The organism is Maribacter sp. LLG6340-A2 (genome assembly GCF_045057105.1).
In the GTDB taxonomy this organism is placed as follows: Bacteria; Bacteroidota; Bacteroidia; order Flavobacteriales; family Flavobacteriaceae; genus Maribacter.
The window spans coordinates 634,807-653,451 of record NZ_CP159332.1; the positions used below are offsets into that span (position 1 = coordinate 634,807).

Here is an 18,645-nt window from a genome sequence, read left to right on the forward strand (position 1 = left end):
GTAAAAAAAAGAGCGAATCAAATAAGGGTAAATAATCATTTTTGAAATCCAAACAATTGATAAAAACCATACTATACCGATTTAGGTGCCGGAAGAATTATAGCTTACTTAAAGGTACCGGTTATCCTAATCAGAATAACAATATTAATTAGTTTTTACCCTATATGTAATTCTACTATTTGTAATGACGGTATAAGCCTTTATAACAACCTCTGGAGAAAATTCCGAAGTAGAATTTGACCTAGTGCCTGTAGTGGTTACCAAATCACCAATTGCCGTACCTGGCGGTAAAGGAAATACAAACTTAAATTTATTGGTATTATCCGTATTACCATCATCATCAGTATATAAGGAAGATGAATTATCTTGGTCACTAGCACTTCCTTCAACCGCAGTGCCAATAAACACCTGTCCTTCCCCATAGTCCTGTGTTAACCCTAGTTGATTATCCCCTAAAGTTGCCGTACCCTCATTAACATCTGTAAAAAATACTTCTACGGTAGTTCCCGGAGATGCCCACCCTGCAACTACTAAATTAGTACCCGCCAAATAAGCTCCTGATATTATAGGGAAATTTTCTAGATCATTTGGTCCTGAATCTCCATCTGCATTATCGTTTAAGGTTACCCCATCCATCTCCAAGTCTATACCAAGACTTGGCACTACTGTACCATTGGCATAAATAGAATTCTGTGTCATGGTATTCATACTTCCATCCGTAACAACAATACCCGCACTTCCATTGGAATATATTCTATTTTGACTTATAACGGTACTCTCACCGTCTATCTTTATGCCCATACCTTCATAATTCCCTGAGCAATTACCTCCATTCTGTCCTGAGAATCCAATGGAATTATTTGAAATAGTTACTCCGTTTACACGGTCAACTTCTATACCTACTGAAGCGGCATTTTCTATTAAATTATTTTGTAATGTAATAGAACTACCGTCCTCAATTAAAATATTATCGGCACAAGCGTCACTTCCATTGGCATCCACATGGTTCAATTCTATTAAACTACTAGACCCACCATTAATAAATATTCCCGATTCTCTATTACCAGAAATATAGTTGGAGGATATAATGGCCTCACCCCCGGTTTGCTCTACCCCATAATCTACATTACCGGCAGTACTTCCTAAAGCATTTACTCCAAGTAAGTTACCCATTAGAGTTGCCGAGCCCCCAAGAACTTTTACTGCTGCGTTATTATCCGCATAGACAGATGTATATCTAAGTTCAACATTGGTACCATCCAAATTGATTACATCACCATTATCCCTATGAATCTGTATTTCAGGCCCATCATATGTTGGCAATGTAGTATTAGCCACTCCTACACCAGTACCTCCAGAACCATATGTTCCTGCATTGGTATTTCCCGAATACGCCCTTTGCGTTCTACCATCAATTATTGTAGTATTTCCTGTTACATCAGATAAAGGATTGGAAATGTCCAAAAATATATCGAAATAACCGGCAGCATTATAATTTGCATCAGCCGTTCTGCCTAGAGGATCAGCAGTTGGCGGTATCATAAATATGGAAATATCCTCACCTGCCGCGGGATCAAAAATACCATTACTTTCAACATCCAGTATAACTTCATCTATATTATTAGAGTTTACTATAAATTGTTCCAAAGAGCCCTGCCCATCAACATTCGTATTTACAATAGTATTAAAATTAAAGCCGAAATCTATGTCGGTTACCCCATTACTTGCCACGGTAACACTAGAAACCGATTGGGCATTGTTCAATACACCCAAAGCTGCATCTATAGTGGCACTAGGATCTGCTCCCCCAACCTCTGTTGTAACTTCGGTAATTGTAGCCGCATCACCAAAAGAACGAAAAGTTTGAACAGGAAAACAATCCGTACAGTTAAGGCCTCCGGCCCTATTGGATCGTACTGAGGAGTTTACAACTTTAATCAAATAGTCCCCATCTTCCATCCCTGCAAATGAATAATCGCCATTTATATCCGTAGTTTTTCTTTCTAAGAATGTACCGTTACTTCTAAATAGTTCAACAATAGCTCCAGAAACCCCAAGACCACCGGAAGTAACTTGATTTCTACCTGCTCCACCAGGATAATTCACGTCTTCAAATACCGTACCTGTTATTAAATTTGATGGTACTTTCATGACCACTGCCATATTTATTACGTAATCTTGACCAACATTTACGGTTGCCGTAACTTGAGAATCTCCTGGTGAAATAAATGTTGATATATCATAGGTATCCAAATCAACACCATAAGTATTGATTTGATTGTAAGCAGTGGGGGTTGTGGTATTATCATAAATGGTTCCGTTATACGCATTATTACCTGTTTGACCCCCATCGCCGGTTAACGTAAAGGTGGTATTCGCTTGGTTGGTAATCGTTAAACGCTCTGGGTTTGCACCACTTGAGCCCAAAGTATCATCACCTTCCCATGAAAGAAATGTAGCTTTTGCCCCCGATCCCGCAATGGCAAAGAAATTGTCCAATGTAAAGGGAGTTCCCGGGGCATTATTAGATAGTCCGTCAAAACCTTGATAAACATTAATATTTACTGCCGGTAAAGAGGGTTCTTCATAATATACTATTAAAGACCAGCCACCAAGAACAGTTTGCGTATTACAGTAGGGATTATTTGTATCTATCGTTAAACCTGAAAAATCAAAGGTATTGGTATTTATATTAGGGACACCTTGTACTAATGCAGTTACATCACTAACATAACCGAAAAAATTACGATTGGTATTGGTTGTTTGATATACAAAGCCAGCATTTACGGTTTGCCCCTCAAAAGTTACTTGTTCGTCCCGCGTAAAACTAGAATGTGCCCAATATAAATATGCCGCACGTATGGTACCGGTTGCCGGTATGTCTGACACCAATTGATTTGATGATGTGGTTTGTATGGCACATGGATTTCCAGTATTTCTCTGAGTACGCATTGTACCACCTGTTGACACATAATCATATTTACCATCAAATTGTCTAAATAAATTTAATGGAACATTGGCTAAAATTTGTGAGTTTATGGTTCCTGTACCTGTATCACTGAAATTAACATCACCATCATTTGGAGCATTTGCTCCCGTAAACATAATGGTAAAATTTTCATCAAATTCAGGGACACCGTCGTTAGCTATTGGTACAGAAATGGTCCTAATATCACCAACTTCACCATTAAATGTCAAAGTTCCAGAAACTGCGGTATAATCGCTACCCGCCAAAGCCGTACCATCTACTGTTGTATAATCAACTGTAAAGTCTGTTTCAAAAAAACCGAATATTGTATTAATACCATGAGGTGCCCTGGTAGATTCAACGGTAAAGACCGCATTACCAACATCCTCATCAAAGGAAATATCCGTGATAATTATTTCTGGGCCATCTACATGACAACCAATGTCTGCCTGAAAACCTGCATTGGAACCATTACCATCTGAGGTAAACCTAAATGTTAAACAACCACCACCTGCTGTGGATCCAGAAATATAAGAAGGTATATTTTCATTGTCATATACACCAATAAGTGTTGCAGCCGTTGAACTTCCGTCATAAACATATAAAAAATCATCCCCTTCTTCCATATCAAAGCTCGTAAAATTTACGGCTATATAGTCAAAGCCCGGTTCTGGGCAGAGCGTATGTACTTCATTTAAATTATTAGCATAGTTCCCCAGGCCTCCCGGATCTAAAAATACACCGCTACACTGGGTAGATGTTAAACCGTCTGTCAATATAATACCTTCATCATCGGCAATTGTACCTGTGGCCGTATCTGAAATAACTACATTGTTATTCGATGAATTTGACATTTCAATTCTGAAAGTCTCCGCGCCTTCTAACAACCCATCGTCTAGAATAGGAACATCAAACGTTGCAGTGTTGCCTACTGTACCCGTAAAAGTCATTGTGCCACTAGTTGCCGTATAATCCGCACCAGCAGTAGCAGAATTATTTACGGTTTGATAATCTACCGTAAAAGGACCTAGTGCGTTTGTTCCTGTTACAGTGGCTGTAAATGTTGCCGTACCAGCATCCTCATTTACAGTTACATCTTCTATAATTACCCTTGTTGGAAAAGTTGCAGTAAACAAAACATTATCGACAAATATAGTTTCATTATTACTCCATCCTCCACTAGCAGTCACAAATCTTATAGAGGAATTCGATGAAATTTCATTGGCATTAAGCGTATAATTAAATGATCCACTACCATTTAAAAAACCCGCGGTATTGTAATTAGAACCGTTCCACAACTGTACAGCAATGGCTTCATTACCATTAGTACGCTCATAATCTAAAGTAAGTATAACCGATGAAGCTCCTGATAAATCTAAATCACGACTTATTCTTGCATTATCTAAATTCCTAAATCTTAACTGACTATTAAAAAATCCATTATTAGCAATTCTAATTCTACCCCCACTTGAACTATTGTCATCATTATCTTCGTCCCAATTTCCACTAAAATTGCTACTACCGTTATTGTTACCGTAATTATTGAAGGTAAAGTTATCCCTAAAAGTTTCTTGACCATACATAATAGTAGAAACTAAAAGAAATAATGCAATTGTAAAAATGTTATTTAAACTCATATGTTTAATCTTTGATCAGCATATCTATCATTAAAAATGATACAGATTGCATAAATCAACTACTAAAGTAACCATAGGTATACCTAGGCACTAATAATTGTTGTGAAGTAAGATTTTACCTAAGTGAAAGAAAGGAAATGTGCGGTTTATCGTATTTTAAAATGAAATTAATAACATATATTTCACCTACAAAGGGTACAAATAGCTACATATTTTGATTGATAGAACACCCTTGCAAACATTAATTACCCTACCCCTATAACTAAAAAAAGCAACCAGATAACCTGATTGCTTTTATAACAAAATGCTTAAAATCTATTCCAAGATTATAAACTCTGACCTTCTATTGATATCATGCTTGGCCGCGCTACATTTTACTCCGTCTGCGCATTCATTCAATAATTTGGTTTCACCATAGCCTTCACTTACCAATCTATCTTTAGAAATGCCTTTATTTATCATATAATTTATGGTAGACTCCGCTCTCTTTTGTGAAAGCCATAAATTGTAAGAGGCCGGACCTCTACTATCTGTATGTGAGTTTACTTTTAGTTTTAAACTTGGATATTTTTCCATAGCGGCGATAACTTTTTCTATCTCCACTTCAGAATCCTTTCTAATATTATACTTATCAAAATCAAAGTAAATAGTACTTAGTTGTAACAACTTTGCCAAGTCGTCACCAAATCCTGCGGTTATGCGGTCTCTTTCCAAATAAAAATCAATGATTTTGGGCTTGCCATCAGAAATACCAATGTACTCTTCAAAAGGAATATACCCTTCCATGAGCGCTCTTACGAAATTACCTTGGTTGCAATCCAACTCTAAACTATAAGTGCCTTTAGAATCCGTTATTGTAGAAAACAATTCATTATTCTCTTCATCTATAACTTTAACCGTGGCCCCTACAAGTACTTCATTGGTGATTTTGTCCCGTACCGTACCCGTTACTTGCTGTATGCAATCAAACGTTAATGGTTTTGTTTCCGTAAAACTATATATATCATCAAATCCTTGGCCTCCTTCCCGATTAGATGCCATATACCCTGTTCGCAGTTCCTCATTAAAAATAAACGTAAAATCATCACCTTTACTATTGATCGGTTCCCCTACATTTAAAACTTTTCCAGTAAAATCCTGTCTCAATATTTTTGTTGCAAATACATCCAAGCCTCCTAATCCTGGATGACCGTCCGATGAAAAATATAAAATTTCCTCACTGGTTACATAAGGAAACGTTTCGCGCGCCTCTGTATTTATATTTGGACCTAAATTCTGTGGGGTACCAAATGAACGATCTTGATTTATGCTTACCATAAACAAATCTGATTCACCAAATGTACCCGGCATATCCGACACAAAATAAAGTGTTTTTTCATCTGGACTCAAAGTAGGGTTCGCTATGGAATAAGAATCACTATTAAAAGGAAGTTCTTCTATTTCTCCCCAAGTATTATCATCCATCATTTTAGCTCTAAAGATTTTCAGGCGAATAATCCCCTGCTCATCCTTTACATATTTACCGTCTACAATATTATTTCGCGTAAAATATAATGTTTGACCATCTTTGGTTACTACCGAAGTTGACTCATGTAAACGAGTATTTACATTTTCCCCTAATTTTTTAACTGTGTTGATTGATGAGCTATCTGCATTCACTACATATAAATCCAAAAAATCCTTGGCATTCCATGTATGGCGATACCGGGCAAAATTTCCAGTATCCCGATCAGATGAGAAAATTAATCCCTCTTTATAAAATGTTGGGGCAAACTCTGAATATGGTGAATTATACTCAAAAGGTCCTAAATTATATCTACCAGAATTATCCTTGATTTCCTGCATAAAATCACGATCTCCCGTAAATGCCGATGCCCTACCATCACCTTTAGTAACCTCAATAAACTTATTCATAATAGTTTCTGAAGTATCGTAATCACCTAATGACTTTAAGGTCTGTGCATATTTAAAATAATCTTCTGGAGAGGCTTCATTTTCATACTCGGCAACTAATCTTTTAAAAGTTTCAGCCGCCTCTGGATACTCAGCATTATAATAATAGGAATTACCTAATTTTCTTAACAAATCTACAGACACAAAACCTTTATCCAGTACTTTTTTATAGATATCTATAGCCGGACTAAATGAATAAGCGTCAAATTTTTCATTGCCCTTTTCAATTAATCGTTCTTGGGCATGTATGATATTTTGACCAAAAAATAATAGTGTAAGTATTAATAGTACTCTTTGTCCCATAGTTATATTTTCCATTTAGAAAAAACGAGGTGATACCAGTCTTTGAAAGGATTTTACCAATTCATATCTTAAAAGCACTTCAAAAGAACCGTCGTTGAACTGTGTTCCACCTAAATCTGTTGTTTCTTTATCGTAGGCCAAGCCTATCATAAATTGATCGGATATCTGAAAACCTGCCATTGCACTTAAGGCCGCATCCCATCGGTAAGCGGCACCGAAAGTGAATTTATCATTGAACATGAAATTTGCGGACATATCTACTTGTAACGGCGCGCCACCTACCACTTTTGTAAGTAATGCTGGCTTAAACTTTAGATTCCCGTTCAAATCAAAAACATAGCCTGTAATCAAGTAAAAATTAATACGTTCTTTAGATAGAAACTGTACGCTACCGGCATCTCGTTGAGAATTATCAAAATGTTCCGTTTGAAATAGGTTTGGAGCCGATAAACCCGCATAAAATGCATTGGAATGATAATAAAGTCCAACCCCAATATTAGGTGAAAACCTATTTTCTATATTATCCGCATTTACAGGTTCATCATCAAAATTACGTAGTTTATTAAAATCTAAATTCAATAAATTTCCACCTGCTTTAAGTCCAAATGACAATTTGCCTTCCGAAGAAACGTCTATAGTATAAGAAACAACCGCATCAAAATATGTTTCTTGAACCACACCATCGCCAATTTCATCATTTACAATAGAAACCCCATAACCTAGTTTACTATTTCTTATAGGAGATTGTATATTTAGTGTTTGTGTTTTAGGCGCTCCTTCCAATCCAACCCACTGAGCTCTATATAAGGCGGCTATACTTAGTGCTCCACGAGAACCAGCATATGCTGGATTTACACTCATTGTATTAAACATGTACTGTGTATACTGGGCATCTTGTTGTGCAAAGGAATTAGTGCATAGGAGCAATAAACCTGCGAACAGGATGAGAAATTTATTTTTAATATTCATATTTTACAAACTATTATCTACTTATATACAGATATTCACTGTCTACATTTTTAACGCCTTCCAATGTAGTATATTCAAAGATATAATAATATATACCTGAAGGAAGGTATTCCTCTACACTTAATGTTGATCTTCCTCTTGACCTACCGTCAAATACATTATTTTGATTATTATAATTTTCTCCTTCATAAACTGCCACGCCCCATCTATTAAAAATCTTTAACGTGCTACTTCTGATCTTATCTAATCCTCTAATAAACAAAAATTCATTTTTTCCATCTCCATTTGGGGTTACCATTTGATTGACCTCTATTTGGAACTCTTCTGGTGGTGTGGTAGGATTATCATTAATAACCGTTATATCTACAACTGCCGTGTCACAGTTCCCAAAACTATCGCAAAGGGTATATTCGAAACTATCCATACCCTCAAAACCTTCATTTGGTATATAGGTGACGGTATCATCGCTAATGTCGTCAGGTGTTCCGCCATCGTTTATTACCACTGTTCCGTTAGAAGGTTCGGTCACGGTTATCGTGCCATCGCTAGGTATTCCCAAATCGTTTTCCAAAATAGCTATTTCCACCTCTGTATCCATTGGTGTACTTGCCTCATCGTCGATTGCATCCAACTCTTCAGGTTCACCTACGGTAATTGTTATAGTGGCGGTGTCACAGTTTCCGACCGAATCACAAACCGTATACTCCAAACTATCCGTACCCTCAAAACCATCATTTGGTATATAGGTGACGGTATCATCGCTAATGTCATCTGGTGTTCCGCCATCGTTTATCACCACCGTTCCGTTAGAAGGTTCGGTCACGGTTATCGTGCCATCGTTAGGTATTCCCAAATCGTTTTCCAAAATAGCTATTTCCACCTCGGTATCCATTGGTGTACTAGCCTCATCGTCGATAGCATCCAACTCTTCAGGTTCACCTACGGTAATTGTTATAGTGGCGGTGTCACAGTTTCCGACCGAATCACAAACCGTATACTCCAAACTATCCATACCCTCAAAACCATCATTTGGTATATAGGTTACGGTATCATCGCTAATGTCATCAGGTGTTCCGGCATCGTTTATTGCTACCGTACCGTTAGAAGGTTCGGTCACGGTTATCGTGCCATCGCTGGGTATTCCCAAATCGTTTTCCAAAATAGCTATTTCTACCTCGGTATCCATTGGTGTACTTATCGCATCGTCAACAGCATCCAATTCTTCAGTATTTCCCTGGTCGGGGTCAAGGTAATCCGGTGTACCGTCCTGGTCCGTATCATCGTCGGTTGGGTCGCCATCGTTATCCGCATCCTCGTCCGGGGTGTCTATGCCGTCTCCGTCATCGTCAAGGTCGCGGTAGTTCACGTCCTCCGTACCATCGGTATCGGGAAGGTCGTTCGCAGGTTCGTCGATCTCGTCGTTCACGTCGAAACCGTCGTTCACGTCCGTTCCCTCGTAGCCGTCGTCCAGGCCGTCGCCGTCCGTATCCGTTCCAGTATAGGTCTGGTCCGGAACGCCGTCAAAATTAAAATCGTTGCCCTCGTTGTTATCGGGAACCGTATCGTTGTCGCTATCCTCGTCAAGGTAGTCCACGGAATCCGTACCATCGGTATTTACCGGGTCGAGACCGTTTGGATATGCGCTGTTGACACCGTCGTTGGACGCATAAGTGGCGGCATCGTCTTCATTGGGCGCTATATAGCCCGAGGTGGTCTGTGCCTCCACATTGTCAGGGATGCCATCGTTGTCGCTGTCGATGTCCAAATGGTTGGGCATGCCGTCATTGTCCGTATCGGCAGGCTCCGTCAACGGGTCGTTGTCCCCATCGATATTGGGATCCTCCTCGGTATCCAATATACCATCGTTGTCATCATCCAAATCCACACTATCGGGAACACCGTCCCCATCGGTATCGGTGCCCTGGTCGGGGTCAAGGTAATCCGGTGTACCGTCCTGGTCCGTATCATCGTCGGTTGGGTCGCCATCGTTATCCGCATCCTCGTCCGGGGTGTCTATGCCGTCTCCGTCATCGTCAAGGTCGCGGTAGTTCACGTCCTCCGTACCATCGGTATCGGGAAGGTCGTTCGCAGGTTCGTCGATCTCGTCGTTCACGTCGAAACCGTCGTTCACGTCCGTTCCCTCGTAGCCGTCGTCCAGGCCGTCGCCGTCCGTATCCGTTCCAGTATAGGTCTGGTCCGGAACGCCGTCAAAATTAAAATCGTTGCCCTCGTTGTTATCGGGAACCGTATCGTTGTCGCTATCCTCGTCAAGGTAGTCCACGGAATCCGTACCATCGGTATTTACCGGGTCGAGACCGTTTGGATATGCGCTGTTGACACCGTCGTTGGACGCATAAGTGGCGGCATCGTCTTCATTGGGCGCTATATAGCCCGAGGTGGTCTGTGCCTCCACATTGTCAGGGATGCCATCGTTGTCGCTGTCGATGTCCAAATGGTTGGGCATGCCGTCATTGTCCGTATCGGCAGGCTCCGTCAACGGGTCGTTGTCCCCATCGATATTGGGATCCTCCTCGGTATCCAATATACCATCGTTGTCATCATCCAAATCCACACTATCGGGAACACCGTCCCCATCGGTATCGGTGCCCTGGTCGGGGTCAAGGTAATCCGGTGTACCGTCCTGGTCCGTATCATCGTCGGTTGGGTCGCCATCGTTATCCGCATCCTCGTCCGGGGTGTCTATGCCGTCTCCGTCATCGTCAAGGTCGCGGTAGTTCACGTCCTCCGTACCATCGGTATCGGGAAGGTCGTTCGCAGGATTGTCGATCTCGTCGTTCACGTCGAAACCGTCGTTCACGTCCGTTCCCTCGTAGCCGTCGTCCAGGCCGTCGCCGTCCGTATCGATTCCAGTATAGGTCTGGTCCGGAACGCCGTCAAAATTAAAATCGTTGCCCTCGTTGTTATCGGGTACCGTATCGTTGTCGCTATCCTCGTCAAGGTAGTCCACGGAATCCGTACCATCGGTATTTACCGGGTCGAGACCGTTTGGATATGCGCTGTTGATACCGTCGTTGGACGCATAAGTGGCGGCATCGTCTTCATTGGGCGCTATATAGCCCGAGGTGGTCTGTGCCTCCACATTGTCAGGGATGCCATCGTTGTCGCTGTCGATGTCCCTAAAATCTGGCTGATTATCATTGTCAGAATTTATAGGAGTAATTCCACTAGAAGTATACACATCATCAAGACCGTTTTGGTTATTATCAACTCCCCCAGGCGCTAAATAACCTTCTATAGTCTGACTTTCATTATTATCTAGAATACCGTCATTATCAGAATCCAAATCACGATAATCCGGTATATTGTCGCCATCAGTATCAACGGTACTAAGACCATCCTCATATGCATCATCAATATCATTGCAATTGGCATCCCCAAGGGGTCTAAGATACCCTACAGAAGTTTGTGCCTCCACTTTATCCTTAATACCATCTGCATCAGAATCAAAATCACGATAATCTGGAAATATATCGTCATCAGAATTCATTGGAATTATACCAAAACCATAACTTCCTTCATAAGCATCGTCCAAACCATTGCGGTTGTTATCTATATTGGAAGGCGGAACATAATCCGCAAATGATTGTGCCTCAATGTTATCCCTAATACCATCAATATCAGAATCAATATCCAAATAATCCGGTATAGGATTACAGCTGCCTCTAATTCCGTCTGTATTTACCGGGGTTAATCCCAACATTCCAGATTGTTCAAAAGCGTCATCCAGACCATTACCATTATCATCCCTATTCCATTTTACAATAATGGTGCCGTTGCCCTGAGCTTCAATAGTATCTAGAATACCATCATTATCAGAATCAATATCCAAATAATTGGGAATGCCATCTCCATCTTGATCAGAAGGATTAGTCAAATAATTGTTATCACCATCTTCATTCTGATCTTCTACAACATCTAGGATACCATCGTCATCTTCATCAATATCGGTATCATTAAAAGTGATTTCGTTATTTTCAGAACTATTGGAAGCCTCTTGATGAGCATTGCTAAATTGAATGCCGATAATAAAAAAAGAAAAACATATTAGAAATAGATTTAGAACCTTAAGTCTATATCCATCAATTTTCAATAAAGTAATTTTACCCATAAGTGTTTAGTGTTTTACTAATCACCATGGCAATGTAGTGTTCCGTTTTGTATAAGAAAGTGGGGCTTACTTAATAAAAACTATGCTAAGATATAGTATAATTATTTCAACACAAATAGTTTTTCCCTTATCCATCAAATACAAAGGACGAACTACTTATTTATTTGTTAAAAGTTATATTATTATCCTATTAATACAATTATGTACGATATAAGTGATAAAAAAGACTATGTAATGCGAAAATTTCTCGTTAACCTAGTATTCGCTACATTTCATTTTCCGCCTTACCCCAAATACTACTCCTAAATTTTATTTAGGATTCAAAATTCCAGATTACTAACAACCCAAATTAGCTTATTTTTGCACAAATATTTTACATGAGTTTTAAACAAGAAATAGAACGAAGAAGAACTTTTGGTATAATTTCTCACCCCGATGCAGGTAAAACAACTTTGACCGAAAAGTTATTACTTTTTGGAGGCGCTATTCAGGAAGCGGGAGCCGTAAAAAATAACAAAATTAAAAAAACGGCTACCAGTGATTTTATGGAGATTGAGCGACAAAGAGGAATTTCCGTTGCCACTTCTGTTCTAGCCTTTCTTTACAAGGATAAAAAAATAAATATCCTAGACACCCCCGGCCATAAGGATTTTGCAGAAGACACATTTAGAACATTAACCGCAGTGGACAGTGTAATTGTTGTAATTGATGTTGCAAAAGGTGTGGAGGAGCAAACGGTCAAGCTGGTTGAAGTATGCCGGATGAGAAAAATTCCAATGCTGGTATTCATTAACAAAATGGACCGTGAAGGACAAGATGCGTTTGACTTACTAGACGAATTGGAACAAAAGTTAGGCCTATCCGTTACACCTTTAAGTTTTCCCATAGGTATGGGTTATGATTTTAAAGGTATCTATAATATATATGAAAAGAACATTAACTTATTTAGTGGCGATAGCAAGAAAAATATTGAACAGACCATAGCTTTTGATGATGTTAACAATCCAGAGTTGGAAAAGATTATAGGTTCCAATGCTGCTACGGAATTAAGAGAAAATTTAGATTTAGTTTGGGGGGTATACCCAACATTCAATAAAGAACTATATCTAAACGGTGATCAACAACCTGTATTCTTTGGTTCCGCTCTAAATAATTTTGGGGTAAGGGAACTTTTGGATTGCTTTATACAGATTGCTCCAACGCCAAGATCTAAAAATGCGGAAGAAAGGATAGTAGAAGCTGACGAAAAGGATATGACCGGTTTTGTTTTTAAAATACACGCCAACATGGATCCGAAACACAGAGACCGATTAGCGTTTATTAAAATTGTTTCAGGAACCTTTGAGCGTAACAAACCATATCTGCATGTAAGACAGGGCAAAAAATTAAAATTCTCCAGCCCTAATGCTTTCTTCGCAGAAAAGAAGGAAATTGTGGATATTTCGTATCCTGGAGATATTGTTGGTTTACATGATACAGGTAACTTTAAAATAGGGGACACCTTAACCGAGGGAGAAATATTAAACTATAAAGGCATTCCAAGCTTTTCACCAGAACATTTTAGGTATATAAACAATGCCGACCCTATGAAGTCCAAACAATTATACAAAGGTATTGATCAGTTGATGGATGAAGGTGTAGCGCAATTGTTTACTTTAGAGATGAACGGTCGAAAAATAATCGGTACTGTTGGCGCTTTACAATTTGAGGTAATACAGTATAGGTTGGAACATGAATATGGTGCTAAATGTAGCTATGAAAACTTTAATGTTTATAAAGCTTGTTGGGTTGGCACCGAGAATAGAAAAACTGAAGAGTTCAAGGAATTTGAACGCGTAAAACAGAAATTTTTGGCAAAAGACAAAAGAGGTCAATTGGTCTTTTTGGCAGATTCACAATTTTCGCTTCAAATGACCCAACAAAAGTACCCTTCTGTTAAATTACATTTTGTTTCAGAATTTGAATAAAAAAAGCCCAATTTAAAAATTGGGCTTTTTTTTATGCTTCTCCCGTAGGTCCAAAGTTCAATGGAATGGAAGGTTGTTCATAATCTTTAATTGTTCCATGAGCCTTCTCAAAACGTTGAACATTATCGTTCAATGCCTTTAAGAACTTCTTTGCATGTTGTGGGGTTAAAATAATTCTACTCTTTACCTTAGCTTTTGGTGCTCCAGGCATCATACTGATAAAATCCACTACAAATTCCGAAACCGAATGATTAATGATGGCTAAATTGGAATATATTCCTTCTGCCATCTTTTCATCCAACTCTATATTAATTTGTTTCTGGTTTGGATTTTTATTCTCACTCATACTTCTTAATTATATAAAAACGACCCTCAAATAGAATTTGAGGGTCGCTAATATTAAAATCTCAAGGCCTCTTTTCTGGCCATTATTTCATCATATTCTTCTTTAGACCCTACGATTATGTTATCATAGTCCCTCATACCGGTACCTGCCGGAATCTTGTGACCCACAATAACATTTTCCTTAAGACCTTCCAAAGTATCAATCTTACCACTTACAGCAGCTTCGTTCAGAACTTTAGTTGTCTCTTGGAACGATGCAGCAGAGATAAATGACTTCGTTTGTAGCGAAGCTCTTGTAATACCCTGTAATATTGGTGTTGCAGTTGCTGAAACAGCATCCCTTGCCTCTACTACAGCTTTATCACTACGCTTAAGCAATGAATTCTCATCCCTTAGTTCACGTGGTGTAACGATCTGACCTGGTTTAAGGTTTTCAGAATCACCGGCTTCCATAACAACTTTCTTACCGAAAATGTTGTCATTTTCCCTGATAAAGTCATCTTTATGAATCAATTGGTTTTCCAAGAATATAGTATCTCCCGGATCAACGATTCTTACTTTTCTCATCATTTGTCTAACAACAACCTCAAAGTGCTTATCATTAATTTTTACACCTTGTAGTCTATACACCTCTTGTACTTCGTTCACCAAGTATTGCTGTACAGCAGAAGGTCCTTTGATCGCCAATATATCTTCTGGTGTAATAGAACCATCCGATAATGGCATACCAGCTCTTACATAATCATTTTCCTGTACAAGAATTTGGTTAGATAATTTTACCAAATATTTCTTTACCTCACCCAATTTGGATTCAATAATGATTTCCCTGTTACCTCTCTTGATCTTACCAAAAGATACCACACCATCAATTTCAGAAACTACAGCTGGGTTAGAAGGGTTCCTCGCCTCGAACAACTCAGTTACTCTTGGAAGACCACCTGTAATATCACCAGCTTTGGCAGATTTACGTGGTATTTTCACCAATATCTTACCTTCCTTGATTTTATCACCATCATCTACCATAATATGGGAACCTACCGGTAGGTTGTATGAACGTAACGTTTCTCCTTTAGCATCTTGAATCAATAAAGTAGGAATTAACTTTTTGTTTCTAGATTCTGAGATTACTTTTTCCTGGAAACCAGTTTGCTCATCTATTTCTACTTGATACGTAACACCTTGCTCAATATTCTCATAGGCAATCTTACCTGGGAATTCTGATACGATAACACCATTATATGGATCCCAAGAACAAATGACATCACCCTTAGAAACTTTAGCACCATTTTCAACGAATAATTGAGATCCGTAAGGAATATTACTTGTACTTAACGTAATTCCTGTCTTAGCATCTACAACTTTAATTTCAGTAGTTCTGGAAATAACAATTTCTGCTGAGTTACCATCTGATCCTTCACCGGTTACAGTTCTTAAATCTTCAATTTCAGCAATACCAGAGAATCTCACCTCTAATTTGTTATCCTCAGAAATGTTACCTGCAATACCACCCACGTGGAACGTTCTTAATGTAAGCTGTGTACCTGGCTCACCAATTGATTGTGCCGCAACAACACCAACTGCTTCACCTCTTTGAACCATTTTGTTCGTAGATAGGTTTCTACCGTAACATTGTGCACAAATACCTTTCTCAGCTTCACAAGTCAACGCTGATCTTACCTGAACTTTTTCTACTGGAGAATTCTCTATTTTCTTAACATCACTCTCCATGATATGCTGTCCTGCCTTAAGGAGCAATTCTTCTGTCATTGGATCATATACATCATGTAACGATACACGACCTAAAATTCGCTCTCCTAGACTTTCAACAACTTCTTCATTTTTCTTAAGTGCCTGTACTTCTACACCTCTTAAGGTCTCACAATCCTCAGTATTAATTATAACATCTTGAGAAACATCTACCAGCCTTCTTGTTAGGTAACCTGCATCTGCCGTTTTAAGGGCCGTATCCGCAAGTCCTTTACGTGCACCGTGAGTTGAAATAAAGTACTCAAGAATAGAAAGTCCTTCCTTAAAGTTAGAAAGAATTGGGTTTTCAATAATCTCACCACCACCTGCAGTAGATTTTTTAGGCTTGGCCATTAATCCACGCATACCGGTCAACTGGCGAATTTGCTCTTTAGAACCCCTTGCACCAGAGTCAAGCATCATGTATACCGAGTTAAATCCTTGTTGATCTTCACGTATACGTTTCATTGCCAACTCCGTCAATTGCGCATTGGTAGAAGTCCAAACATCAATAACCTGATTATATCTTTCATTGTTAGTGATAAGACCCATGTTATAGTTAGCCATGATACCATCTACTTGCCCATTGGCATCCGCAATCATTTCATGCTTCTCCTTTGGAATAATAATATCACCTAAACTAAAGGATAAACCACCTCTAAATGCAAAATCATATCCTAGATTTTTTATTCTATCCAAGAAATCTGCAGTTGTAGGTACATCTGTTACCGCTAATATTCCTCCAATAATATCTCTAAGAGATTTCTTGTTCAAAACATCGTTTATGTAACCAGCTTCCTCAGGAACTTCCATGTTAAACAATACCCTACCAACAGTAGTTGGTATAATTTTGTAAACTAGTTCTCCTTCTTCATTAAAGTCTTTTGCCCTTACTTTAATACCAGCGTTAAGATCAACCTTTCCTTCATTTAAGGCAATCTCAACCTCTTCAAATGAATAAAAAGTAATTCCTTCTCCTTTAACTATAAGCTCTGGAGTAGATTTTCTTTCCTTGGTCATATAATACAGACCCAAAACCATATCCTGAGACGGTACCGTAATTGGTGAACCGTTTGCCGGATTCAAAATATTGTGTGATGCCAACATTAATAATTGACATTCAAGAATTGCCTCTGGCCCCAATGGTAAGTGAACCGCCATCTGGTCACCATCAAAATCCGCGTTAAATGCAGTACAAACTAAAGGGTGTAGACGAATTGCCTTACCTTCAATTAATTTAGGCTGGAACGCTTGAATACCTAAACGGTGTAATGTAGGGGCCCTGTTCAACATTACAGGATGTCCTTTTAATACATTTTCCAAGATATCCCAAACTACAGGCTCTTTCTTATCTATAATTTTCTTTGCAGATTTTACTGTCTTAACAATACCTCTTTCTATCAGTTTTCTGATTACGAAAGGTTTGTATAATTCTGCAGCCATATCCTTTGGAAGACCGCATTCAAACAATTTCATTTCCGGTCCTACAACAATTACCGAACGTGCTGAATAATCTACACGTTTACCCAATAAGTTTTGACGGAAACGACCTTGCTTTCCTTTCAATGAATCTGAAAGTGATTTTAATGGTCTATTAGATTCTGTCTTAACCGCTGAAGCTTTTCTAGTGTTATCAAATAAAGAATCAACCGCCTCTTGAAGCATACGTTTTTCATTACGTAAAATTACTTCCGGAGCCTTGATCTCTACTAACCTCTTTAAACGGTTATTTCTTATAATCACCCTTCTATAAAGGTCATTTAAATCTGACGTAGCAAAACGACCACCATCCAATGGTACCAATGGACGTAATTCTGGCGGAATAACCGGAATTACTTTCATAATCATCCACTCTGGCTCATTTTCCCTATTTTCTTGGGATTCCCTAAGTGCCTCTACAACCTGAAGACGCTTTAATGCCTCCGTTTTACGTTGCTTGGAAGTTTCTGTATTCGCTTTATGCCTAAGTTCGAAAGAAAGTTCCTTTAGGTTGATTCTACCCAACAAATCAATTAAACATTCCGCTCCCATCTTAGCGATGAATTTATTAGGATCAGAATCTTCTAAGTACTGATTTTCTTGTGGAATAGTATCTAAAATATTCAAATATTCCTCTTCTGTCAAGAAATCCATTTTCTGGATTTCCTCACCTTCTGGTCCTTTAGCAATACCTGGCTGTATTACTACGTAACGTTCGTAGTAAATAATCATATCCAATTTTTTGGAAGGTAATCCTAAAAGGTATCCTATTTTGTTCGGTAAAGAACGGAAATACCAAATATGAGCTACTGGTACCACCAAGTTGATATGACCAACACGGTCTCTACGAACTTTCTTCTCCGTTACTTCTACACCACAACGATCACATACAATACCGCGGTAGCGTATACGCTTATATTTTCCACAAGCACATTCGTAATCCTTTACAGGGCCAAAAATACGCTCACAGAACAAACCATCACGTTCTGGTTTGTGTGTTCTATAATTAATTGTTTCAGGCTTTAAAACCTCACCTCTAGATTCTGCCAAAATTGATTCTGGCGATGCTAAACCTATTGAAATTTTATCGAACCTTTTTACTGGGTTATTATCTTTTATTCTTGCCATAATAGCGTGCTGATAATGTTT

The 18,645-nt window shown here is 38.8% G+C and carries 7 protein-coding genes; 1 reads left to right on the plus strand and 6 read right to left on the minus strand.

Features of this window, described 5'->3' with window-relative positions; genetic code table 11:
• Positions 1 to 144 precede the first annotated feature (144 nt).
• From ABVM52_RS02570 to ABVM52_RS02585, 4 genes are all read right to left on the minus strand, one after another.
• Positions 145 to 4,605, minus strand: coding sequence for a Calx-beta domain-containing protein (locus tag ABVM52_RS02570; RefSeq protein WP_405383416.1), 4,461 nt, complete (start codon positions 4,603 to 4,605; stop codon positions 145 to 147).
• A gap of 315 nt (positions 4,606 to 4,920) precedes the next feature.
• Positions 4,921 to 6,861, minus strand: a complete 1,941-nt coding sequence (locus ABVM52_RS02575) for an OmpA family protein (RefSeq protein ID WP_405383418.1) — start codon at positions 6,859 to 6,861, stop codon at positions 4,921 to 4,923.
• Between the two features lie 15 nt (positions 6,862 to 6,876).
• Positions 6,877 to 7,830 (minus strand): type IX secretion system membrane protein PorP/SprF, encoded by a 954-nt coding sequence (locus ABVM52_RS02580; RefSeq protein ID WP_405383420.1) that lies wholly within the window; start codon positions 7,828 to 7,830, stop codon positions 6,877 to 6,879.
• A gap of 13 nt (positions 7,831 to 7,843) precedes the next feature.
• The gene (locus ABVM52_RS02585) at positions 7,844 to 11,959 is read right to left on the minus strand and encodes an Ig-like domain-containing protein (protein ID WP_405383421.1); all 4,116 of its coding nucleotides are present in this window, start codon (positions 11,957 to 11,959) and stop codon (positions 7,844 to 7,846) included.
• A 377-nt stretch (positions 11,960 to 12,336) separates the two neighbouring features.
• Here ABVM52_RS02585 and ABVM52_RS02590 point away from each other — a divergent pair, with 377 nt between their 5' ends.
• Positions 12,337 to 13,926 (plus strand): peptide chain release factor 3, encoded by a 1,590-nt coding sequence (locus tag ABVM52_RS02590; RefSeq protein WP_405383423.1) that lies wholly within the window; start codon positions 12,337 to 12,339, stop codon positions 13,924 to 13,926.
• Between the two features lie 31 nt (positions 13,927 to 13,957).
• Here ABVM52_RS02590 and ABVM52_RS02595 read toward each other — a convergent pair whose 3' ends face one another.
• Positions 13,958 to 14,272, minus strand: coding sequence for a DUF3467 domain-containing protein (locus ABVM52_RS02595; RefSeq protein WP_405383425.1), 315 nt, complete (start codon positions 14,270 to 14,272; stop codon positions 13,958 to 13,960).
• Positions 14,273 to 14,325: 53 nt separating this feature from the next.
• On the minus strand, positions 14,326 to 18,624 hold the full coding sequence (gene rpoC / locus ABVM52_RS02600) for a DNA-directed RNA polymerase subunit beta' (RefSeq protein ID WP_405383427.1): 4,299 nt from the start codon (positions 18,622 to 18,624) through the stop codon (positions 14,326 to 14,328).
• Between the last annotated feature and the right edge of the window lie 21 nt (positions 18,625 to 18,645).

What these genes read in the sequence shown, in the direction of transcription:
- ABVM52_RS02570 (WP_405383416.1), bottom strand. Translation starts at nt 4,605, where the DNA reads ATGAGTTTAAATAACATTTTTACAATTGCATTATTTCTTTTAGTTTCT.
- ABVM52_RS02575 (WP_405383418.1), bottom strand. Translation starts at nt 6,861, where the DNA reads ATGGGACAAAGAGTACTATTAATACTTACACTATTATTTTTTGGTCAA.
- ABVM52_RS02580 (WP_405383420.1), bottom strand. Translation starts at nt 7,830, where the DNA reads ATGAATATTAAAAATAAATTTCTCATCCTGTTCGCAGGTTTATTGCTC.
- ABVM52_RS02585 (WP_405383421.1), bottom strand. Translation starts at nt 11,959, where the DNA reads ATGGGTAAAATTACTTTATTGAAAATTGATGGATATAGACTTAAGGTT.
- ABVM52_RS02590 (WP_405383423.1), top strand. Translation starts at nt 12,337, where the DNA reads ATGAGTTTTAAACAAGAAATAGAACGAAGAAGAACTTTTGGTATAATT.
- ABVM52_RS02595 (WP_405383425.1), bottom strand. Translation starts at nt 14,272, where the DNA reads ATGAGTGAGAATAAAAATCCAAACCAGAAACAAATTAATATAGAGTTG.
- rpoC (WP_405383427.1), bottom strand. Translation starts at nt 18,624, where the DNA reads ATGGCAAGAATAAAAGATAATAACCCAGTAAAAAGGTTCGATAAAATT.